This is a genomic window from Paenibacillus thailandensis (genome assembly GCF_042685365.1).
GTDB lineage: Bacteria > Bacillota > Bacilli > Paenibacillales > Paenibacillaceae > Paenibacillus_AP > Paenibacillus_AP thailandensis.
In genome coordinates this window covers 522,128-537,206 of sequence record NZ_JBHUMY010000001.1, presented here as the reverse complement: position 1 = coordinate 537,206, position 15,079 = coordinate 522,128, and the positions used below count along the sequence as shown (strand labels likewise).

14 protein-coding genes are annotated in these 15,079 nt (G+C 56.5%); 12 read left to right on the top strand and 2 right to left on the bottom strand.

The genetic code is table 11. The annotated features are described in order from the left end of the window. Nucleotides 1-18: 18 nt before the first annotated feature. Both ACFSW5_RS02405 and ACFSW5_RS02400 read left to right on the top strand, forming a co-directional pair. Complete coding sequence (locus tag ACFSW5_RS02405; RefSeq protein ID WP_379269346.1) at nt 19-1,017, top strand: alpha-E domain-containing protein; 999 nt, start codon at nt 19-21, stop codon at nt 1,015-1,017. Next, nucleotides 1,014-1,913, top strand: coding sequence for a transglutaminase family protein (locus tag ACFSW5_RS02400; protein WP_379269344.1), 900 nt, complete (start codon nt 1,014-1,016; stop codon nt 1,911-1,913). Before ACFSW5_RS02405 ends, ACFSW5_RS02400 begins: the two co-directional genes overlap by 4 nt. Nucleotides 1,914-2,077: 164 nt before the next feature. Here ACFSW5_RS02400 and ACFSW5_RS02395 read toward each other — a convergent pair whose 3' ends face one another. Then, nucleotides 2,078-3,031 (bottom strand): D-2-hydroxyacid dehydrogenase, encoded by a 954-nt coding sequence (locus tag ACFSW5_RS02395; RefSeq protein WP_379269342.1) that lies wholly within the window; start codon nt 3,029-3,031, stop codon nt 2,078-2,080. A gap of 213 nt (nt 3,032-3,244) precedes the next feature. Here ACFSW5_RS02395 and ACFSW5_RS02390 point away from each other — a divergent pair, with 213 nt between their 5' ends. The 7 genes from ACFSW5_RS02390 to ACFSW5_RS02360 all read left to right on the top strand — a co-directional run bounded on the left by ACFSW5_RS02390 (nt 3,245) and on the right by ACFSW5_RS02360 (nt 10,457). After that, nucleotides 3,245-4,261, top strand: a complete 1,017-nt coding sequence (locus ACFSW5_RS02390; protein ID WP_379269340.1) for an SDR family oxidoreductase — start codon at nt 3,245-3,247, stop codon at nt 4,259-4,261. A 417-nt stretch (nt 4,262-4,678) separates the two neighbouring features. Continuing rightward, nucleotides 4,679-5,455, top strand: coding sequence for an ABC transporter ATP-binding protein (locus ACFSW5_RS02385; protein ID WP_379269338.1), 777 nt, complete (start codon nt 4,679-4,681; stop codon nt 5,453-5,455). A 123-nt stretch (nt 5,456-5,578) separates the two neighbouring features. Next, complete coding sequence (locus ACFSW5_RS02380; protein ID WP_379269336.1) at nt 5,579-6,391, top strand: ABC transporter permease; 813 nt, start codon at nt 5,579-5,581, stop codon at nt 6,389-6,391. Between the two features lie 17 nt (nt 6,392-6,408). Continuing rightward, nucleotides 6,409-7,311 (top strand): ABC transporter permease, encoded by a 903-nt coding sequence (locus tag ACFSW5_RS02375; RefSeq protein ID WP_379269333.1) that lies wholly within the window; start codon nt 6,409-6,411, stop codon nt 7,309-7,311. Nucleotides 7,312-7,387: 76 nt separating this feature from the next. Beyond that, the gene (locus tag ACFSW5_RS02370) at nt 7,388-9,016 is read left to right on the top strand and encodes an FAD-binding protein (RefSeq protein ID WP_379269331.1); all 1,629 of its coding nucleotides are present in this window, start codon (nt 7,388-7,390) and stop codon (nt 9,014-9,016) included. Next, nucleotides 9,013-9,345 carry a 4Fe-4S binding protein gene (locus ACFSW5_RS02365; protein ID WP_379269328.1) on the top strand — a complete coding sequence of 111 codons (333 nt, stop codon included), beginning with the start codon at nt 9,013-9,015 and terminating at the stop codon, nt 9,343-9,345. Before ACFSW5_RS02370 ends, ACFSW5_RS02365 begins: the two co-directional genes overlap by 4 nt. A gap of 47 nt (nt 9,346-9,392) precedes the next feature. After that, nucleotides 9,393-10,457, top strand: a complete 1,065-nt coding sequence (locus ACFSW5_RS02360; RefSeq protein WP_379269326.1) for an ABC transporter substrate-binding protein — start codon at nt 9,393-9,395, stop codon at nt 10,455-10,457. Between the two features lie 122 nt (nt 10,458-10,579). Here ACFSW5_RS02360 and ACFSW5_RS02355 read toward each other — a convergent pair whose 3' ends face one another. Further along, nucleotides 10,580-11,506 (bottom strand): DUF3895 domain-containing protein, encoded by a 927-nt coding sequence (locus ACFSW5_RS02355; protein ID WP_379269324.1) that lies wholly within the window; start codon nt 11,504-11,506, stop codon nt 10,580-10,582. 298 nt (nt 11,507-11,804) lie between these two features. On the opposite strand from ACFSW5_RS02355, the gene ACFSW5_RS02350 reads away from it, so the two are divergent. The 3 genes from ACFSW5_RS02350 (at nt 11,805) to ACFSW5_RS02340 (ending at nt 15,078) form a co-directional block, all read left to right on the top strand. After that, nucleotides 11,805-12,719 carry a DUF6492 family protein gene (locus tag ACFSW5_RS02350; RefSeq protein ID WP_379269322.1) on the top strand — a complete coding sequence of 305 codons (915 nt, stop codon included), beginning with the start codon at nt 11,805-11,807 and terminating at the stop codon, nt 12,717-12,719. After that, nucleotides 12,719-13,849, top strand: coding sequence for a glycosyltransferase family 4 protein (locus tag ACFSW5_RS02345; protein WP_379269319.1), 1,131 nt, complete (start codon nt 12,719-12,721; stop codon nt 13,847-13,849). Before ACFSW5_RS02350 ends, ACFSW5_RS02345 begins: the two co-directional genes overlap by 1 nt. A gap of 119 nt (nt 13,850-13,968) precedes the next feature. Continuing rightward, nucleotides 13,969-15,078 carry a GerAB/ArcD/ProY family transporter gene (locus ACFSW5_RS02340; RefSeq protein ID WP_379269317.1) on the top strand — a complete coding sequence of 370 codons (1,110 nt, stop codon included), beginning with the start codon at nt 13,969-13,971 and terminating at the stop codon, nt 15,076-15,078. The last annotated feature ends 1 nt before the right edge of the window (nt 15,079 follow it).

The window sequence follows — 15,079 nt, the reverse complement described above, 5'->3', positions numbered from 1 at the left end:
ACGAACGGGGGGATCGGAATGCTTAATCGGAATGCCGAGGCGTTGTTTTGGACCGGACGTTATATGGAGCGGGCGGAAAACCACGCAAGGCTGATCGACGTTCATTATCATCTTCAAGCGGATGACGGGGCGGCGGGCGGCGCCGGCGAGCCGGCGGAAGCGGCGACCGGGAACGTTTCCGTCAAATGGGCCTACATCGTGGAGGCGCTTGGCAGCGGCGAGCGTTACGAGCGGCAATACGGGTCTTATTCGGAGCAGGACGTCCTCCGTTATGTCGCGCTGGACAAGGACAACGAGAACTCGCTGTTATGCTGCGTCAAGCATGCGCGGGGCAATTTGCGGACGCTCCGGGAGAAAGTTCCGGCGGAGCTCTGGGAAGCCGTTAACGGATTTTATTTGTGGCTGAGGGACAAGGAGCCGGAAAATATGATGCGGGAATCGCCGCATTTGTTATTCGGCCGGATCAAGGAATGGGCGGCATTGTTCCAAGGCTTCGGACAGTCGGTCATGCCCCGCGAGAACGAATGGCATTTCATCGAATGCGGCCGTTATCTCGAACGGGCCGAGAACACGCTTCGGATCATGAAAGCGGCCGTCTTCGCTTCGGATCTGGAGAGCCGGAACGCTTCCGGCGGTTATGCCTATTTGGTGGCCGTTCTGAAGTCGCTTGGCGCTTACCAGCCTTTCCGCCGATATTGCGCGGATGCGGTGTCGGAGGAGACGATCGCGGAATTTCTTGTCCTGCATCCCGCGTTTCCCCGTTCCGTCTATTTCGCCATCCATGCTTTGGAGGATCATATGCGGCGAATCGAGCTGCAGGATGGGCAGCTTCGCGCCGCCCATGAGCGCATCATTCGGCAAGTCGGCAAAGTAAAAGCGGATTTGGCTTGTCTGGAACGCGAAGATATCCGACTGGACGGGGCGGGTGCGATCGTGGCCCATCTGGCCGATGCAAGCCGCCATCTCGGGGCGGCGTTTGCCAAAACCTTTTTTCGAATGGGGGAGGCGACCGCGTGAAGCTAAGCATCTCGCATGTGACGCAATACGAATACGAGAACCCGGTTACGGACAGTGTCAATGAAATCCGGCTGACGCCGTGCACGAACGAACGCCAGTCCTGTTACCAGCAGGCGATCTGGATCGAGCCGAACGCCTCATTGTTCAGCTACGAGGATTATTTCGGCAACCGGGTTCACGCCTTTTCGGTGAACGACCCGCACCGTAGACTAACGATCCGGACGCAAATGACGGTCGTAACGAATGCCGCTCCCGAGCCCGAGGCGCAAGCGGCCGTTCTGCGGGGCAACCCGCAGGGCGAGGGATGGGAGTGGCTGAAAGGGGAAGAGGCGCAAAACCGCTTCGCGGAATTTTTGCTTCCGACGGAATACGCGAACGTTACCCCTTCGGTCGAACGGTTCGCGGACAGCGTAACCGCGGAGCGTCCGGCCTTTGACGAGAAGCAGATCAGCGTGCTGGAATGGCTTTCGGCGCTGTCCGCCAAAATTCGCGGCGATTTCGTTTACGATCCGGAAGCGACGACGGTCAAGACCAAAGCGGCGGAATTGATCGAAAACAAACGCGGCGTATGCCAGGACTTCGCCCATCTGATGATCGCCTGCTGCAGGGCGCGGCGCGTGCCGGCGCGTTATGTGAGCGGCTATCATTTCGTGGGCGATCTGCAAGGAGGCGCCGCCGACTTCGAGCAGGCGTCGCACGCCTGGGTCGAAGCTTACGTACCGAGGCTTGGCTGGTGCTGCTTCGATCCGACCAACGAGACGCCGGTCGGCGAACGTTACGTCAAGCTGGGGCACGGCCGGGATTATAAAGACATCGTGCCGGTAAAAGGAGTTTACCGCGGCAACGGCGGGCAAACGCTGAAAGTAACGGTCGATGTCCGAAAAGAAGAGGACTAGAGAGAGCCGGATAGAGAGCGGAGAGTGGAAGATAGAGAGAGCGAATAGCTTATGCGAGAGGGAATTTTAATCCGATACAGAAAATAAGCAGCCAGGGCCGTCAACGGCCCTGGCTATTGAGATTTCGGCAAACGTCTGCACGGGAAAGTGCTATTGAGGGGATATTAATAAGGATTACGATAGTCGATGACATTGCGGACAGGCCGGCCATCGGTCAAATAGGCCTGCAAATTTTCCGCGAATATCGCCGTTACCTTTTCCTTGTAACGGTCGCTCATGCCGCCGATATGGGGCGTAATGATGACGTTATCCATCCTCCACAGCGGGTGGTCTTCCGGCAGCGGCTCCGGATCGGTCACGTCAAGGCCCGCTCCCGCGATGACGCCTTCGCGCAGCGCTTCGGCCAAAGCGCCGGTATCGACGGCTTTGCCCCGTCCGACGTTAATGAAGATCGCCGTCCGCTTCATTCGGGCGAACTGCTCCTTGCCGAACAGCTTTGACGTTTCGGCGGTTTGCGGCAATATGTTGACGACAACGTCGGAAACCGCAAGCAGCTCGTTCAGTCCGCCGGCGTCCAGCATCCGGTCGAAATTCGGCTGAGGCAAGCCGGACCGTCGCACGCCGACCGTCGCCATGCCGAACGCTTTGGCGATGCGGGCCGTTTCCGTGCCGATGGCGCCCGCCCCGACGATCCCGATCGTTTTGCCCGCCAGTTCGCCGTAGGATCCGCTTTTATCCCATTTCCCATTCGTTTGATTTCGTACGGCATTATGCAAGTTTCTCGAGAACGCAAGCAGCATCGCAAAAACCGTCTCGGTCATTTGCACAGGGTGTACGCCGCTCGCTCCGGTTAAAATAATGCCGCGCTCCTCCAGCGCTTGAAGCGGGAGCGTATCGACGCCTGCCGACCAGGATTGCACCCAGCGCAGCTTGGAGCCTGCCGCAAGCCCTTCCTCCGCAACGGCCGGGCACCAGCCGAACACGATTTCGGCTTCCCGGAACAGCTCGCGCGGAATTTCGTCCGGCCTTCCGTAGACGGTGCGCCAGCCTGGGACGAGCGAGTTGATCCGATCCTGCTCCGCGGCGGTCAAGCCGTGCATTCCGATTAACGTTCTCATGCGTATGGCCTCCTTGTACGTAAGGTTGCAAGCCGCGTATCGGTTTGACGCGGTTTGCCTGTAATAAGACTGCAATTGCTACTAGTTTACCAGAAGAACGGGGACGGGCGGCATAAACTTTTTGGGCGATTGTCTTCGGCGCTTCAGCGTGCTATGGTATCAGTGGGTGGACGTTGTTCATATTTTTTACATACCAGGCGGAGGTGTTTGTTTATGAAAGCGCTATTTATTGGTGGAACGGGCACGATCAGCATGGCGATTACGAAGCAATTGCTGTCGCAAGGCTGCGACCTGTACCTGTTGAACAGAGGCAGCCGCAGCGGGGCGCTGCCGGAAGGGGCCAAGGTCATTCAGGCGGACATTCGCGACGAGAACCGCGTAGCCGAGCTGATCGCCGACCTGTCCTTCGACGTCGTCGCCGACTTTATCGCGTTTGAACCAAGCCAGCTGGAACGGGACTTCAGGCTGTTTAACGGCAAAACGAAGCAGTTCATCTTCATCAGCTCCGCTTCCGCTTATCAGACGCCGTTGTCCGATTACCGCGTTACGGAAGGGACGCCGCTGTCGAATCCGTATTGGGCTTATTCGCGGAACAAGATCGCTTGCGAGGAGTATTTGATCCGCCAATACCGGGACAACGGATTTCCCGTCACGATCGTAAGGCCGAGCCACACGTACGACGAACGTTCCATTCCGCTCGGGGTTCACGGCGGCAAAGGCTCGTGGCAGGTAGCGAAACGCATGCTGGAGGGTAAGCCGGTCATCATTCACGGCGACGGCACCTCGCTCTGGACGATGACGCACAACAGCGATTTCGCGAAAGGCTTTATCGGTCTGATGGGCAATATTCATGCGATCGGAGAATCGGTGCATATCACGTCGGACGAAACGGTCACATGGAATCAAATTTACGAAACGATTGCGGACGCGCTTGGCGTCAAGCTGAACGCGGTGCACGTCTCCTCCGAGTTCCTAGCCGCCTGCAGCAAAGACGACCTGAGGGGCAGCCTGCTCGGGGACAAGGCCAACTCGGTCGTGTTCGACAATGCCAAGCTGAAGCGGCTTGTTCCCGATTTCGTCGCGACGACGCGGCTCGATCAGGGGATCAAGCGGACGGTCAGCAACATATTGGAGCATCCCGAGCTTCAAATCGAGGATCCCGAATTCGACGCATGGTGCGATCGGGTCATTGATGCGCTGGACCAGGCGTTGGCCTCGATTAAAGGCTGAGGGGTTGAACGGCGACGGCCATAATTGCGTTATGCCGAATGTATCGAAAACCGGACGAGGGTTAACCGCGTCCGGTTTCTTTTCGTTTGTTAAGCCGGGGAGAACGTATACGGAAGCGTGAAGACGGCGAGGCGGAATTTGGAATGAACGCCGATTCATTGGGTTAGCCAGCGTCTTCGGCAATAATTAAAAACGTTATTGACAGCGGGCATTGAGCATGATAAATTCAATATCAATTATTCCTATGAATTAAGTTGGTTTAAACGATGGCGCGACAGTAGCGGCCATTCTCGCTGTCCCGACGCCGTTTGCCCCGCTTGCCGTTCACCTTGCTGACTGTACGAAACAGAGGCATTGCCGTATCAAGCCAATGAATTTGTTTTGGAGAAATTACATTCAGCGATCGGAGGAGTTGAAATGGGGGCTACGCTGCTGGAAATCGGCGCGTTAAACAAAACGTTCGAAACGGGCAAAGGCCCGGTCCGCGCGCTGCACGACGTGAACCTGGACATCGCGGAAGGCGAGTTCGTCACGGTCATCGGGCCGAGCGGCTGCGGCAAAAGCACGCTGCTGCGCATCGTCGCGGGCCTGGATACCGGTTATTCGGGCATGGTGAGGCTCGCCGGAAAGGAGATCGCGGGACCGGGCATCGACAAGGGCTTTATATTTCAAGAGCATAGGCTGTTTCCTTGGCTTACGGTGGAGAAAAATATCGCGTCGGATTTGTCGCTTAGAGACAAGGAAGTCCGGCGCAAAGTCGATGAACTGATCGAGCTCGTCAAGCTGAAGGGCTTCGAAAAAGCTTATCCGCGCGAGCTGTCGGGCGGAATGTCCCAACGGGTCGCGATCGCCCGGGCGCTGCTCCGCAAGCCGAAAATTTTGCTTCTGGATGAGCCGTTCGGGGCGCTGGACGCCTTTACGAGAGCGCATATGCAGGAAGCGCTGCTCGATATTTGGCGGACTAACAAGACGACGATGATTTTCGTGACCCACGATATCGACGAGGCCGTGTTTTTGGGCAACCGTGTAGTCATTTTGAAGCCGCGGCCGGGGGAAATCAGCGCCATCGTCCCCATCGGCCTTCCGTATCCGCGCAAAAAAGCGACGCCTTCCTTCCAAGAGCTGCGCCTTAAAGTATTAAGCCGGTTCGAACAGGCGGAGGACGAGACGTTTACGGACGGCGCCGGCATATAAAACATTTCGAATAGCATCGTATCGCGAGTCTACCGTTCGAACGGAGGCATTCTCTTTTTTGGAAAAGAGAGTGCCTCTTTTGTTTTTCGATTAAACCATTCCAATACGAAAGCGGTGATAGGTATGGGCAATCCCGCCGTGTCCGGCGCAGGCACAGCGCACGACAAGACGCCGGGCAAATGGACGCTCGCGGGGCTGGCGCTAATCGTGCCGGTCGCCGTACTGGCGTTATGGCAGGCGCTTGGACATTTCGGGTATATTTCGCAGCTGCTCTTTCCGACGCCCTATACGATTGCGAAGACTGCAGCTTCGCTTGCGTCGACGGGCGATTTATGGGCAAATATCCGGATTAGCGTCCTTCGGGCTATGTCCGGTTACGCGTTAGGCGGCTCGCTTGGGCTTGCGTTCGGCATTGCCGTAGGCTTATTCAAGCGAACCGAGAAGCTGCTTGACCCTTCCATCCAAATGATTCGGATGATTCCCAGCCTGGCCGTCGTTCCTTTGTTTATATTGTGGTTTGGCATCGGCGAGGAGTCGAAGGTGCTGATTATTGCCAAAAGCGCGTTTTTCCCGCTTTATATCAACACGTTTCTGGGCATCCGTAACGTCGACAACAAGCTGTTCGAGGTCGCGCGCGTGCTTGGCTTCAGCCGCTTCAAGCAAATCGTCAGGCTGATCGTGCCGGCGGCGCTTCCGAACATGATGCTTGGAGCCCGCCTGTCCGCAGGCCTTTCCTGGCTGGGCCTCGTCGTGGCGGAGCTGATCGCCTCGACCTCCGGCATCGGTTACATGATGTCGGATGCCCGGCAGTTTGCGGATACTCCCGTCGTATTTGTCGGCATTTTTATTTTTGCGGTTCTCGGTCTGTTTACGGATTCGCTGCTCGCTTTGCTCGAGCGACGGCTGCTGAGGTGGAAGGACCGGTATAACGGATAAGAAAGGAGATCGGCAACATGAGCAACGCGATCGAAACGGCCGTTCGCCCGCGCGCGAAGAAAGAGCCGGCAGAAGAGACCGTCTCTGATCATGGCGAATACAGCGGGGTCAAACCGACGCCTCTTCCGTTAGCGGGAAGACGGCCGAAGCCGGCGGCGTCCGCGCTGAAAGACGCGGCCGCGGGAGCGGCAATTCCGGTTTTGGTTATCGCCCTTTGGCAAATCGCCGTGTCCGCCGGGCTCATTTCGCTCCTGTTTTTGCCGTCGCCCGCCGCAATAATGCGCACGTTCGCGGCGCTTGCGCTGTCCGAGCAGCTGCTGCATCATTTGCTCGTCAGCATGGGACGCGCCGCCTTAGGCTTTCTGATCGGGGGCGCATCGGGTCTGTTGCTTGGAATCGTTACCGGCTTGTTCCGTAAGGCGCAATATGTGCTCGATCCGAGCATTCAAGTTTTGAGGCTGGTGCCGCATTTGGCGGTAGCCCCGCTCATCATTTTATGGTTCGGCTTCGGGGAAACGTCGAAAATCGCCATTATCGTCAGCGGATCTTTTTTTCCGCTTTATATTAATACGTTTTTGGGCATTCGCAACGTCGACAACAAGTTGTTCGAGGTGGCGAAGGTGTTAAGCTTCAGCCCGTTCCGGCGTCTTACGCGGCTCGTCTTGCCTGCCGCGCTTCCGGACATCTTGCTGGGCGTGAGGACGTCGCTGGCGGTATCTTGGATCGGCCTCGTCGTGGCCGAACTGATCGGATCGCAATCGGGCATCGGGTTCCTGATTAACGAAGCAAAGCAAAACTCGGAAACGACCGTCATTTTTGTCGGCATTATTATTTTTGCCGTCGTAGGCAAGCTGATCGACTCGCTTATGAGAGGGCTGGAGAGGCGGCTTTTGAGATGGCGCGACAGCTACAAGGGATAACATTGCGGGGCTGCTGCATGGTCCCGTTAAGAAACTGAATATTCAAACGATTATAAACGCGAGGAGGACTCAAGTCATGGCAATCGGAACGGTAAACGGGTCGATACGGTTAAAGGCGGATGTCTTGGTGCTCGGCGGCGGGCCGGCGGGAACATGGGCTGCCGTCTCGGCGGCCGCCAAAGGGGCAAAGGTGGTTTTGGCGGATAAAGGATATTGCGGTTCGAGCGGAGCGACGGCTCCTTCCGGGACCGGCGTATGGTACGTCAAGCCCGACGCCCGCTTGCGCGAGGAAGCGAAAGCGAGCCGGTACGAGATGGGCGGCCGGCTGGCGGAGCACCGGTGGATGGACCGGGTGCTGGAGAAGACTTACGAAAATATGAACCGGCTTGGGCACGAGGGATATCCGTTTCCGAAAGAGGATGACGGCAGTCCTCACCGGAGGGGGCTGCAAGGACCCGAATATATGAAGCTGATGCGCAAGCTGACAAAAAAAGCGGGAGTAAAAATTTTGGACCACAGCCCTGCGCTGGAGCTGCTTGTCGACGAATACGGCGTTGGCGGCGCGTCCGGCGTACAGATTCAAACGGGCACGCCTTGGATGGTCGAAGCGGGAGCCGTCGTCATCGCGACGGGCGGCTGCGCCTTTCTGAGCAAAGCGCTGGGCTGCAACGTGCTTACGGGCGACGGCTATCTGCTGGCGGCCGAGACGGGGGCCGAACTGTCGGGAATGGAGTTTTCGAACGCTTATGCCATTTGCCCGACCTTCTCCTCCGTAACGAAAACCGCATTTTATTCGTATGCTTCCTTTTATTACGAGGACGGAACTCCCGTCGAAGGCGCTGGTTCGAAGCGGGGCCGTTCGGTTATCGCCCGCAAGCTGATGGAAGGCCGTCAAGTTTACGCGAAGCTCGATCTGGCATCCGAGGAGCTGAAGCCGCTGCTGCGCGTCAATCAGACGAACTTTTTCCTGCCGTTTGACCGGAGGGGCATCGATCCGTTTAACGATTTGTTCCCGGTGACGCTGCGACTGGAAGGAACCGTCCGCGGAACGGGAGGCATCCGGATCGTCGACGAAAGCTGCGCCACCTCGGTGCCGGGATTGTACGCGGCGGGAGACGCGGCGACCCGGGAGCTGATCTGCGGAGGTTTCACGGGAGGCGGCAGCCATAATGCCGCATGGGCGATGTCGTCGGGCTCTTTCGCCGGCGAGGGAGCGGCCGCCTACGCGAACAAGCTCGGTGAGAAGGCGGCAAGCCGTAAGCTGCGCAGCGCTTCTTCGTCGCAGATCGCGGATCCGGGCGCGGCCGGAAGCCTTTCCGCTTCCGCGAGGACGGAGGAAATCGTGCGCGCCGTGCAGGAGGAAGTAACGCCTTATGACCGCAATCTGTTCCGTACCGAACAGAAGCTGAACGACTCGCTGGAGCGGATCGACGGCATTTGGAAGGCGCAGCGGGAGCTCGTCGTGGAGCGTTCCGCCGCCGGCGCGAAGGCCCGGGAAGCGGCCGCGATGACGGCTACCGCAAGGTGGATGTACAACTCCGCCTTGGCAAGGACGGAGTCGCGCGGTATGCATAAGCGCGAGGATTATAAGGGAACGGACGAGAATCAGCATCATCGTCTCATCAGCGGAGGATTGGACCGGGTATGGGTAAAGCCCGAGGCCGTAAACGAAGGCAAGACGGCGAAGGAGGAGGCGGTTCTATGATCGAGATTGTAAGCGAATCGCGATGCGTCGAATGCAATCAATGCGTTTCGGTTTGCCCGACAAACGTATTCGACCGGGTCGAGGGAGGGGTGCCCGTTATCGCGCGGCAAGACGATTGCCAGACCTGCTTTATGTGCGAGCTTTATTGTCCGGCCGACGCTTTATACGTAGCGCCGGATTCCGAGGAGGTTATCGGCATTACGGAAGCGGAAGCCGAGCGGCAAGGACTGCTTGGGGGTTACCGGGAGAAGGTCGGCTGGGGCAAAGGAAGAACGCCGGTCGCATCGCACGATTACATGTACCGGCTTTCGCTTGTCGCCAAATTTTAAAGTTATCTATCGAACCATTTATCCAAATAACGAGAGGGGTCATCAGCATGATCGTTCGAAATAGAGAGAAAAAAACAAAACACGCGGGGCCGGCCAGACTTGCTTTAGTCGCCTTGCTCGTCGCGGCAACGGCTTGGCTGCAAGCATGCGGGGGCGGAAACGCCGGCGGCGCCAAGGAGACGGGCGCAAGTACCGCTCCCGATACGGAAGCCGGCGCCCCTGCATCGAATGTCCCGTCCGTTCTGAATTACGGCTATATCGGCAGCAACGACAAAAACTTGCCCGGCGGCGCGGAGGGCTGGGGCTTGTATAAAGGAATTATTCAAGAGGAACTAAAAAAGTACGGCATTGAAGAAGTGAAGCTGACGGGTTTCCCGAACGGTCCCGACCAGACGGAATCGCTAATTAGCGGCAGGCTCGACTTCGGCGGGCTCGGCGATACGCCGGCTATTATCGCTTATGCGTCCGGCGCGAAGACAAGGCTGGTCAATCAGACGAACATTACGAATATCGGTTATTTGATCTCGGCTGCGAACGGTCCGAAGTCCGTCGGGGAGCTGAAAGGAAAAGCGATTGCCATTCAAAAAGGATCCTATATGCACCGTTATGTGGTTGGGCTGCTGAAGCAGGCCGGCATCACGGATTACAAGCTCGTGCATATGCTTATTCCCGACGCGCAGGCGGCGCTTGCGAGAGGCGATGTGGACGCGATGACCAATACCGGTTATACCGCGCAAAAGCTGTTGGCCGAAGGGTACACGCTCATCGACGATTCGACCAAGCATCCCGACCTTCACGGAACGGGCGTAACGGTCGTATCGGAAAGCTATTTGGAGAAATTCCCGGATTTCCCGAAGGTTTGGAACGAGGCCCGAAAGAAGGCGCTCGACGACCTGAAGCAGCATGAGGAGGAATATTACCGGTTTATTGCCGATTTGAACAAAACGACCGTCGAGCTGGCGAAGAAAGTAAGTCCGATCAGCGAAATAACGGTTGAACCGTTCAGCGACGAAGGGCTTTCTCGGATTACCGGAACCAAAGACTTCCTGATCGGGGAGGGGCTGGCCAAAAAAGATTTTGAAATCGGCGATTGGGCCATTCGGACAGAGTAGATATGCCAAGCAATGACGCGAGGCGGGGGAGACTGATATGGGCCGAAGCAAGATATAAAAGCTGCGGCCGACGTGCCTCGCGCTTGGCGGCGGGACCGGCCGGCGCTTGGGCGGCCCGCCGCTTATAACCATTCATACACGCGATCCCGATAGTCGCCTGAAATGTTCCTGCACTGGCCGCTTGCTACAAAATGTTCTATGAATTCAACGACGAGAGGATAAAAGGACGGTTTTCCGGAAGAGAGCCTAAGGCCCGGAGCAAGCCGGCGGGAGATCAGGCTCTCGCAAATACGCCTTGCGCTCCCTTCCCCGGAAATCAACAGCTCAAGAATCGCGTCCTGCAGTTGATCGTCGAGGCCAAGTAACGGCTCATCCTGCCGAACGAAAGTGTTCGAAGGCGCGGGTTCGAATAAAGGCAGCGACTGTTGGAACGCTCGGTCTGTTGCGGAGCGGTTTCGAAGCGAAGCCCGCGCGGCTTCGATTTTCCGTTCTTTAATCAGTCTGCGGATTTTTTGTATTTGGCGGTCGAGCAGGGGAAGCTCATGATCGATATGGCCTTGAATATCCGCCGGCAAAACGATGTCTTCCGGTATTTGTCCAAGCGCTTGATTCAGCTTCCAGCCTGTTTGTTTTTTTATGAGCACATCGTCCAGTTCGTAATCGATTTTGTCGAACCCTTTCACGATGTCATAAACAACTTTTGGATCTAAACCGGTATGCTCCCGCAAGTGATGGATTCCGAATTTTTTCACCTCTCCGGTAGAGCGGTCCTGCACCGAATGCTGATAACGAAGCGGCCTGCCGCACTCATACGGATAGTCGGAGGAAACGGTACCTGCATCAATATATCCTATATAAATCCAAGAATCCAAAAGGTGTTCGACTTCTTCAAAAGGCGTGTCATCCGAAATATGGTGTCCCTTGCTTCGGGCAAGCGCGTTGGCAACCATCGTGCGTCTTCCGCGCGTCATCGTTTCGTTGAGGAAATCCCGTTGATTTTGAGTAAGGGTGCATAAAATTTGATCGCGTTCTTCCTGGCTTAACTTCATTCATTCTTCCTCCCCGGCCGCCTCACAGCCGCGAAATTCGGCAAACCGCAATCCGAACGCCGCAAGCGAAAAAATTTAAGGTGACGGCATCCGCTCCGAATAGATCGCCGGCGTGATTTCTCCGTTCCTAGCAGTCGCTTTTGTTTAGGCATATTATAACACACAGAGGACACGGGCCGTTTTGCCGCAAGTCACTGCTAACGCTGTAGGGCGCTTGGCGAAGGGCGGATGTCCAATCGTTTCGCAGCGGGCTTTCATATGTTGTAGGCATACAACTTGCTTGACGGGAGATGATGCCATGCCCCGCATATCGGATGCCGCGAAGAAAAAGGGTCCGCTGATAGATATCCTGATTCCGGCGATCGAAAAGGATTTAAAAACGCTGCCTCATGTCGTTCGGGCCGCCAAACGGCATGTCCGACACCCGATCGGCGAAGTGATTATCGTCGCTCCCCGGAAGGAATCGATCCGCTCGTTGTGCCGCGAAGAAGGCTGGAGGTTCGTCGACGAGAATACGGTGCTCCCGATTACGAAAAAAGACATCCGTTACCGTTCCAAACGCTGGGAGCGGTCCGGCTGGCTGTTTCAACAGCTCCTGAAGCTTAGCGGCGACAAGCTGTGCCGGGCCCGGCATTTTCTGGTCATCGATGCGGACACGGTGTTTATACGCCCCCATACGTTCCTCAAGGGCGAAAAAACGGTGTTTTATACGCGAGAATGGAGCCAGCCCGAATATTTCCGGGCATACGCCAGGCTTATGGGCTCCTGTGCGTCTGCCCCCCGTTCGTTTGTAACCCACTATATGCTGTTCGAAAAAGAGAAGCTTGCCGAATTGAAGCGGCATATCGAAGCCCGGCATCGGATGGGCTGGCACGAAGCCGTGCTGAAATGCATCGACCGGACCTCGAAGTTTGGTTTCAGCGAATATGAAACGTACGGCAATTTTCTTTACAGCCGTTATCCCGGCAGCGTCAAGCTCAGAAAGGCGCTCAACCGGGCCATGTCGGCAAGCGTCGATCGGATGACCCCGGATCGGTACAAGACGTTGGCGGCTCGATACAGGTCCGTCAGCTTTCATGAGCGTAAAGGATATGTACGGAAAGCGGAGACGGCTGCCGCAAGAGCGAATCGCCGAGGGAAAGCGGAAAGACGGCAGAGCCGCTCGGGAGCCGGCCGCGTGGCGGAAGCAAGCGGAATAAGGAGAGGGCGGTAATGCCGGGGAAGCCGTACAAGATCGAGTGGCGTGGACCGCTTCACCGCCTCGGTGGACTTGGGCATGCCAGCCGCGAATATGTCAAAGCGCTGAAGCGGCGCGGCATAACGGTTCATTCCGGCTCAGCCCGCAGAACGGCCGCTTCGGGATTGTTGGAAAGCAAGCGCGGAATGAAGGTGCTAATTTATCATTATCCGCCGCATACGCTGGACATGGCTCGGGAGCGGAGACGCTACGGCCGGATTATCCTGAACGCCGTATGGGAAACAAGCCGGATTCCGGCAAGGTGGATTCCTGCGATTAACGAATTCGACGCCGTGTTCGTACCGACGCGGCATAATGTCAAGGCTATGAGGGAGAGCGGCGTCCGGGTGCCGCTTTATATCGTCCCGCACGGAGTCGATACCGCCGTATACAACCCTTCGAACGCGCCGAAGCCGATTCAGGGAAGCAAAGGAAGATTCGTGTTTCTTTCCGTCTTCGGGTTTCAGCATCGCAAAAATCCGGAGACGCTGCTTCGCGCTTATTGGGAAGAGTTTACGGACAAGGACAACGTCATGCTGGTGATCAAAACCGGCGGTTACGGCCCCAAACAAACCGGCGAGTGGATACGCAGCCGGATTGCGCGGTACAAAGCTTCATTAAACATTCCCCACAAGACGGCGCCCCTTGTCATCTTAACGGGGCTTATGAACGAGAAAAAGTTGAAAGGGCTCTATACGGCGGCGGACGTCTTTGTTCTTCCTACCAGAGGGGAGGGGGTGGGCATGCCTTTCATGGAGGCGATGGCGAGCGGAATTCCCGTTATCGCGACGGCTTGGGGAGGGCATATGGATTTTGTTAAGCCGGCCAACTCTTTTCTAATTCCTTATAGGTTGAAAGCCCCCGCTGCCAGCATGAAAGGCCGATCGGCCATCGCCAAATCGTTCCGGCATCTGTTCGCGGACGAAAGGCAGCGCTGGGCCGAAGCCGATCTGCGAAAGCTGAAGGAGCTGATGCGCAAGGCAAGCCGGAATCCCGCCTTGTGCCGGGCGAAAGGACGAAAGGCTCGCGGCGACATGCTGAAGCTGGGTTGGGATAAGGCCGGCAGCGTGATGGAGAAAGCGATCGATTCCGTAATCAGAGGATGAAGGACTCCCCGCCAGCGTTATGAGCGGGGCGTCTTTGCTTTAATCCTGAATTTACATAGTTCGACCGGAATTGGGGAAACATTTCCTTATTACCCTTATGGATCCGGGAGGGACTTTAAATGGACAAAGTCAGAATCAGTCCCAAACAGATGTTTGCCCTTATGATTTTATTCGAGTTTGGCACGGCGATTATTATTCATATCGGACTGGAAGCCAACCATGTCATTTGGCTTTCGACCCTGTTTGCCATACCCGGCGGAATGCTGCTTTATTCCCTTTACAACTACCTGTTCCGCGAATACCCGAACCTTATCCTTAGCGGATACATGCGCCGGATCCTCGGCTCGTATGCCGCGTGGCCGCTTTGCCTTTTTATGATCGGCTATTTTATGTACAACGCCTCCCGCAATTTGCGGGAAGCGGGCGATTTGCTGGTCGCTTCGGTCTATGACGAAACGCCTCTTCCCGTCATTAACCTCGCCATGATCATGATCGTGATATACGTGCTCGGCAAAGGAACGGAAGTGTTTTTCCGGACGGCGCAGCTTTATTTGTTCATTATCGCTGTCATCGGAGGGATCGGCTTCTTGGTGCTGCTTTGCTCGGGAGTGCTGGATTGGGGCCAGTTATGGCCGTACGGCAAAGGAGATTGGTTGTCGGCGCTCCGAAGCGCGTATCCTTCCATTATGCTGTTTCCTTTCGGCGAATTGATTTGCTTTGCAACCGTGCTTCCGGTATTGGAAAACAAACAAGCGGCGGGACGGGCGGGCTTGACGGCAATTGCCGTCAGCGGCGTAATACTCGCCTTTGCTCACGCGCTGCAAATCGCGGTTCTCGGAGAGAGCGTGTATCAGCGCTCGACATTCCCGCTGCTTTCCGCCATTTCGATCGTCGATATCGCCGATTTCCTGCAGCGTCTGGACGCTCTGGTGATGTTGACCTTGATCATTTGCGTTTTTTTCAAAATGAGCATGTATTGCTATGCGGTTGTGGCGATGACGGCGGACCTGTTCCGTCTGCCTTCGGGCGAAATGCTCGCGGCCCCGGTTGGATCCACCGTCTTTTTTCTGTCGCTTTTCGCGGCTGCCAGCTTTCCCGAGCACGAGAACGAAGGCAAGCTATCTTCCATGCCGCTGCTGTTCCTGGTGTCGGTTGCCATCCCGCTGCTGCTGGCGATTGTTCATCTGTCCAAAAAGACGTTGTTCCCGAAAAAGCAAGGAGGCGCATGAC

Bases quoted from the DNA above. Each gene is read 5' to 3' on its own strand.
- ACFSW5_RS02405 (WP_379269346.1), top strand. From the start codon at position 19: ATGCTTAATCGGAATGCCGAGGCGTTGTTTTGGACCGGACGTTATATG.
- ACFSW5_RS02395 (WP_379269342.1), bottom strand. From the start codon at position 3,031: ATGAGAACGTTAATCGGAATGCACGGCTTGACCGCCGCGGAGCAGGAT.
- ACFSW5_RS02390 (WP_379269340.1), top strand. From the start codon at position 3,245: ATGAAAGCGCTATTTATTGGTGGAACGGGCACGATCAGCATGGCGATT.
- ACFSW5_RS02385 (WP_379269338.1), top strand. From the start codon at position 4,679: ATGGGGGCTACGCTGCTGGAAATCGGCGCGTTAAACAAAACGTTCGAA.
- ACFSW5_RS02380 (WP_379269336.1), top strand. From the start codon at position 5,579: ATGGGCAATCCCGCCGTGTCCGGCGCAGGCACAGCGCACGACAAGACG.
- ACFSW5_RS02375 (WP_379269333.1), top strand. From the start codon at position 6,409: ATGAGCAACGCGATCGAAACGGCCGTTCGCCCGCGCGCGAAGAAAGAG.
- ACFSW5_RS02370 (WP_379269331.1), top strand. From the start codon at position 7,388: ATGGCAATCGGAACGGTAAACGGGTCGATACGGTTAAAGGCGGATGTC.
- ACFSW5_RS02365 (WP_379269328.1), top strand. From the start codon at position 9,013: ATGATCGAGATTGTAAGCGAATCGCGATGCGTCGAATGCAATCAATGC.
- ACFSW5_RS02360 (WP_379269326.1), top strand. From the start codon at position 9,393: ATGATCGTTCGAAATAGAGAGAAAAAAACAAAACACGCGGGGCCGGCC.
- ACFSW5_RS02355 (WP_379269324.1), bottom strand. From the start codon at position 11,506: ATGAAGTTAAGCCAGGAAGAACGCGATCAAATTTTATGCACCCTTACT.
- ACFSW5_RS02350 (WP_379269322.1), top strand. From the start codon at position 11,805: ATGCCCCGCATATCGGATGCCGCGAAGAAAAAGGGTCCGCTGATAGAT.
- ACFSW5_RS02345 (WP_379269319.1), top strand. From the start codon at position 12,719: ATGCCGGGGAAGCCGTACAAGATCGAGTGGCGTGGACCGCTTCACCGC.
- ACFSW5_RS02340 (WP_379269317.1), top strand. From the start codon at position 13,969: ATGGACAAAGTCAGAATCAGTCCCAAACAGATGTTTGCCCTTATGATT.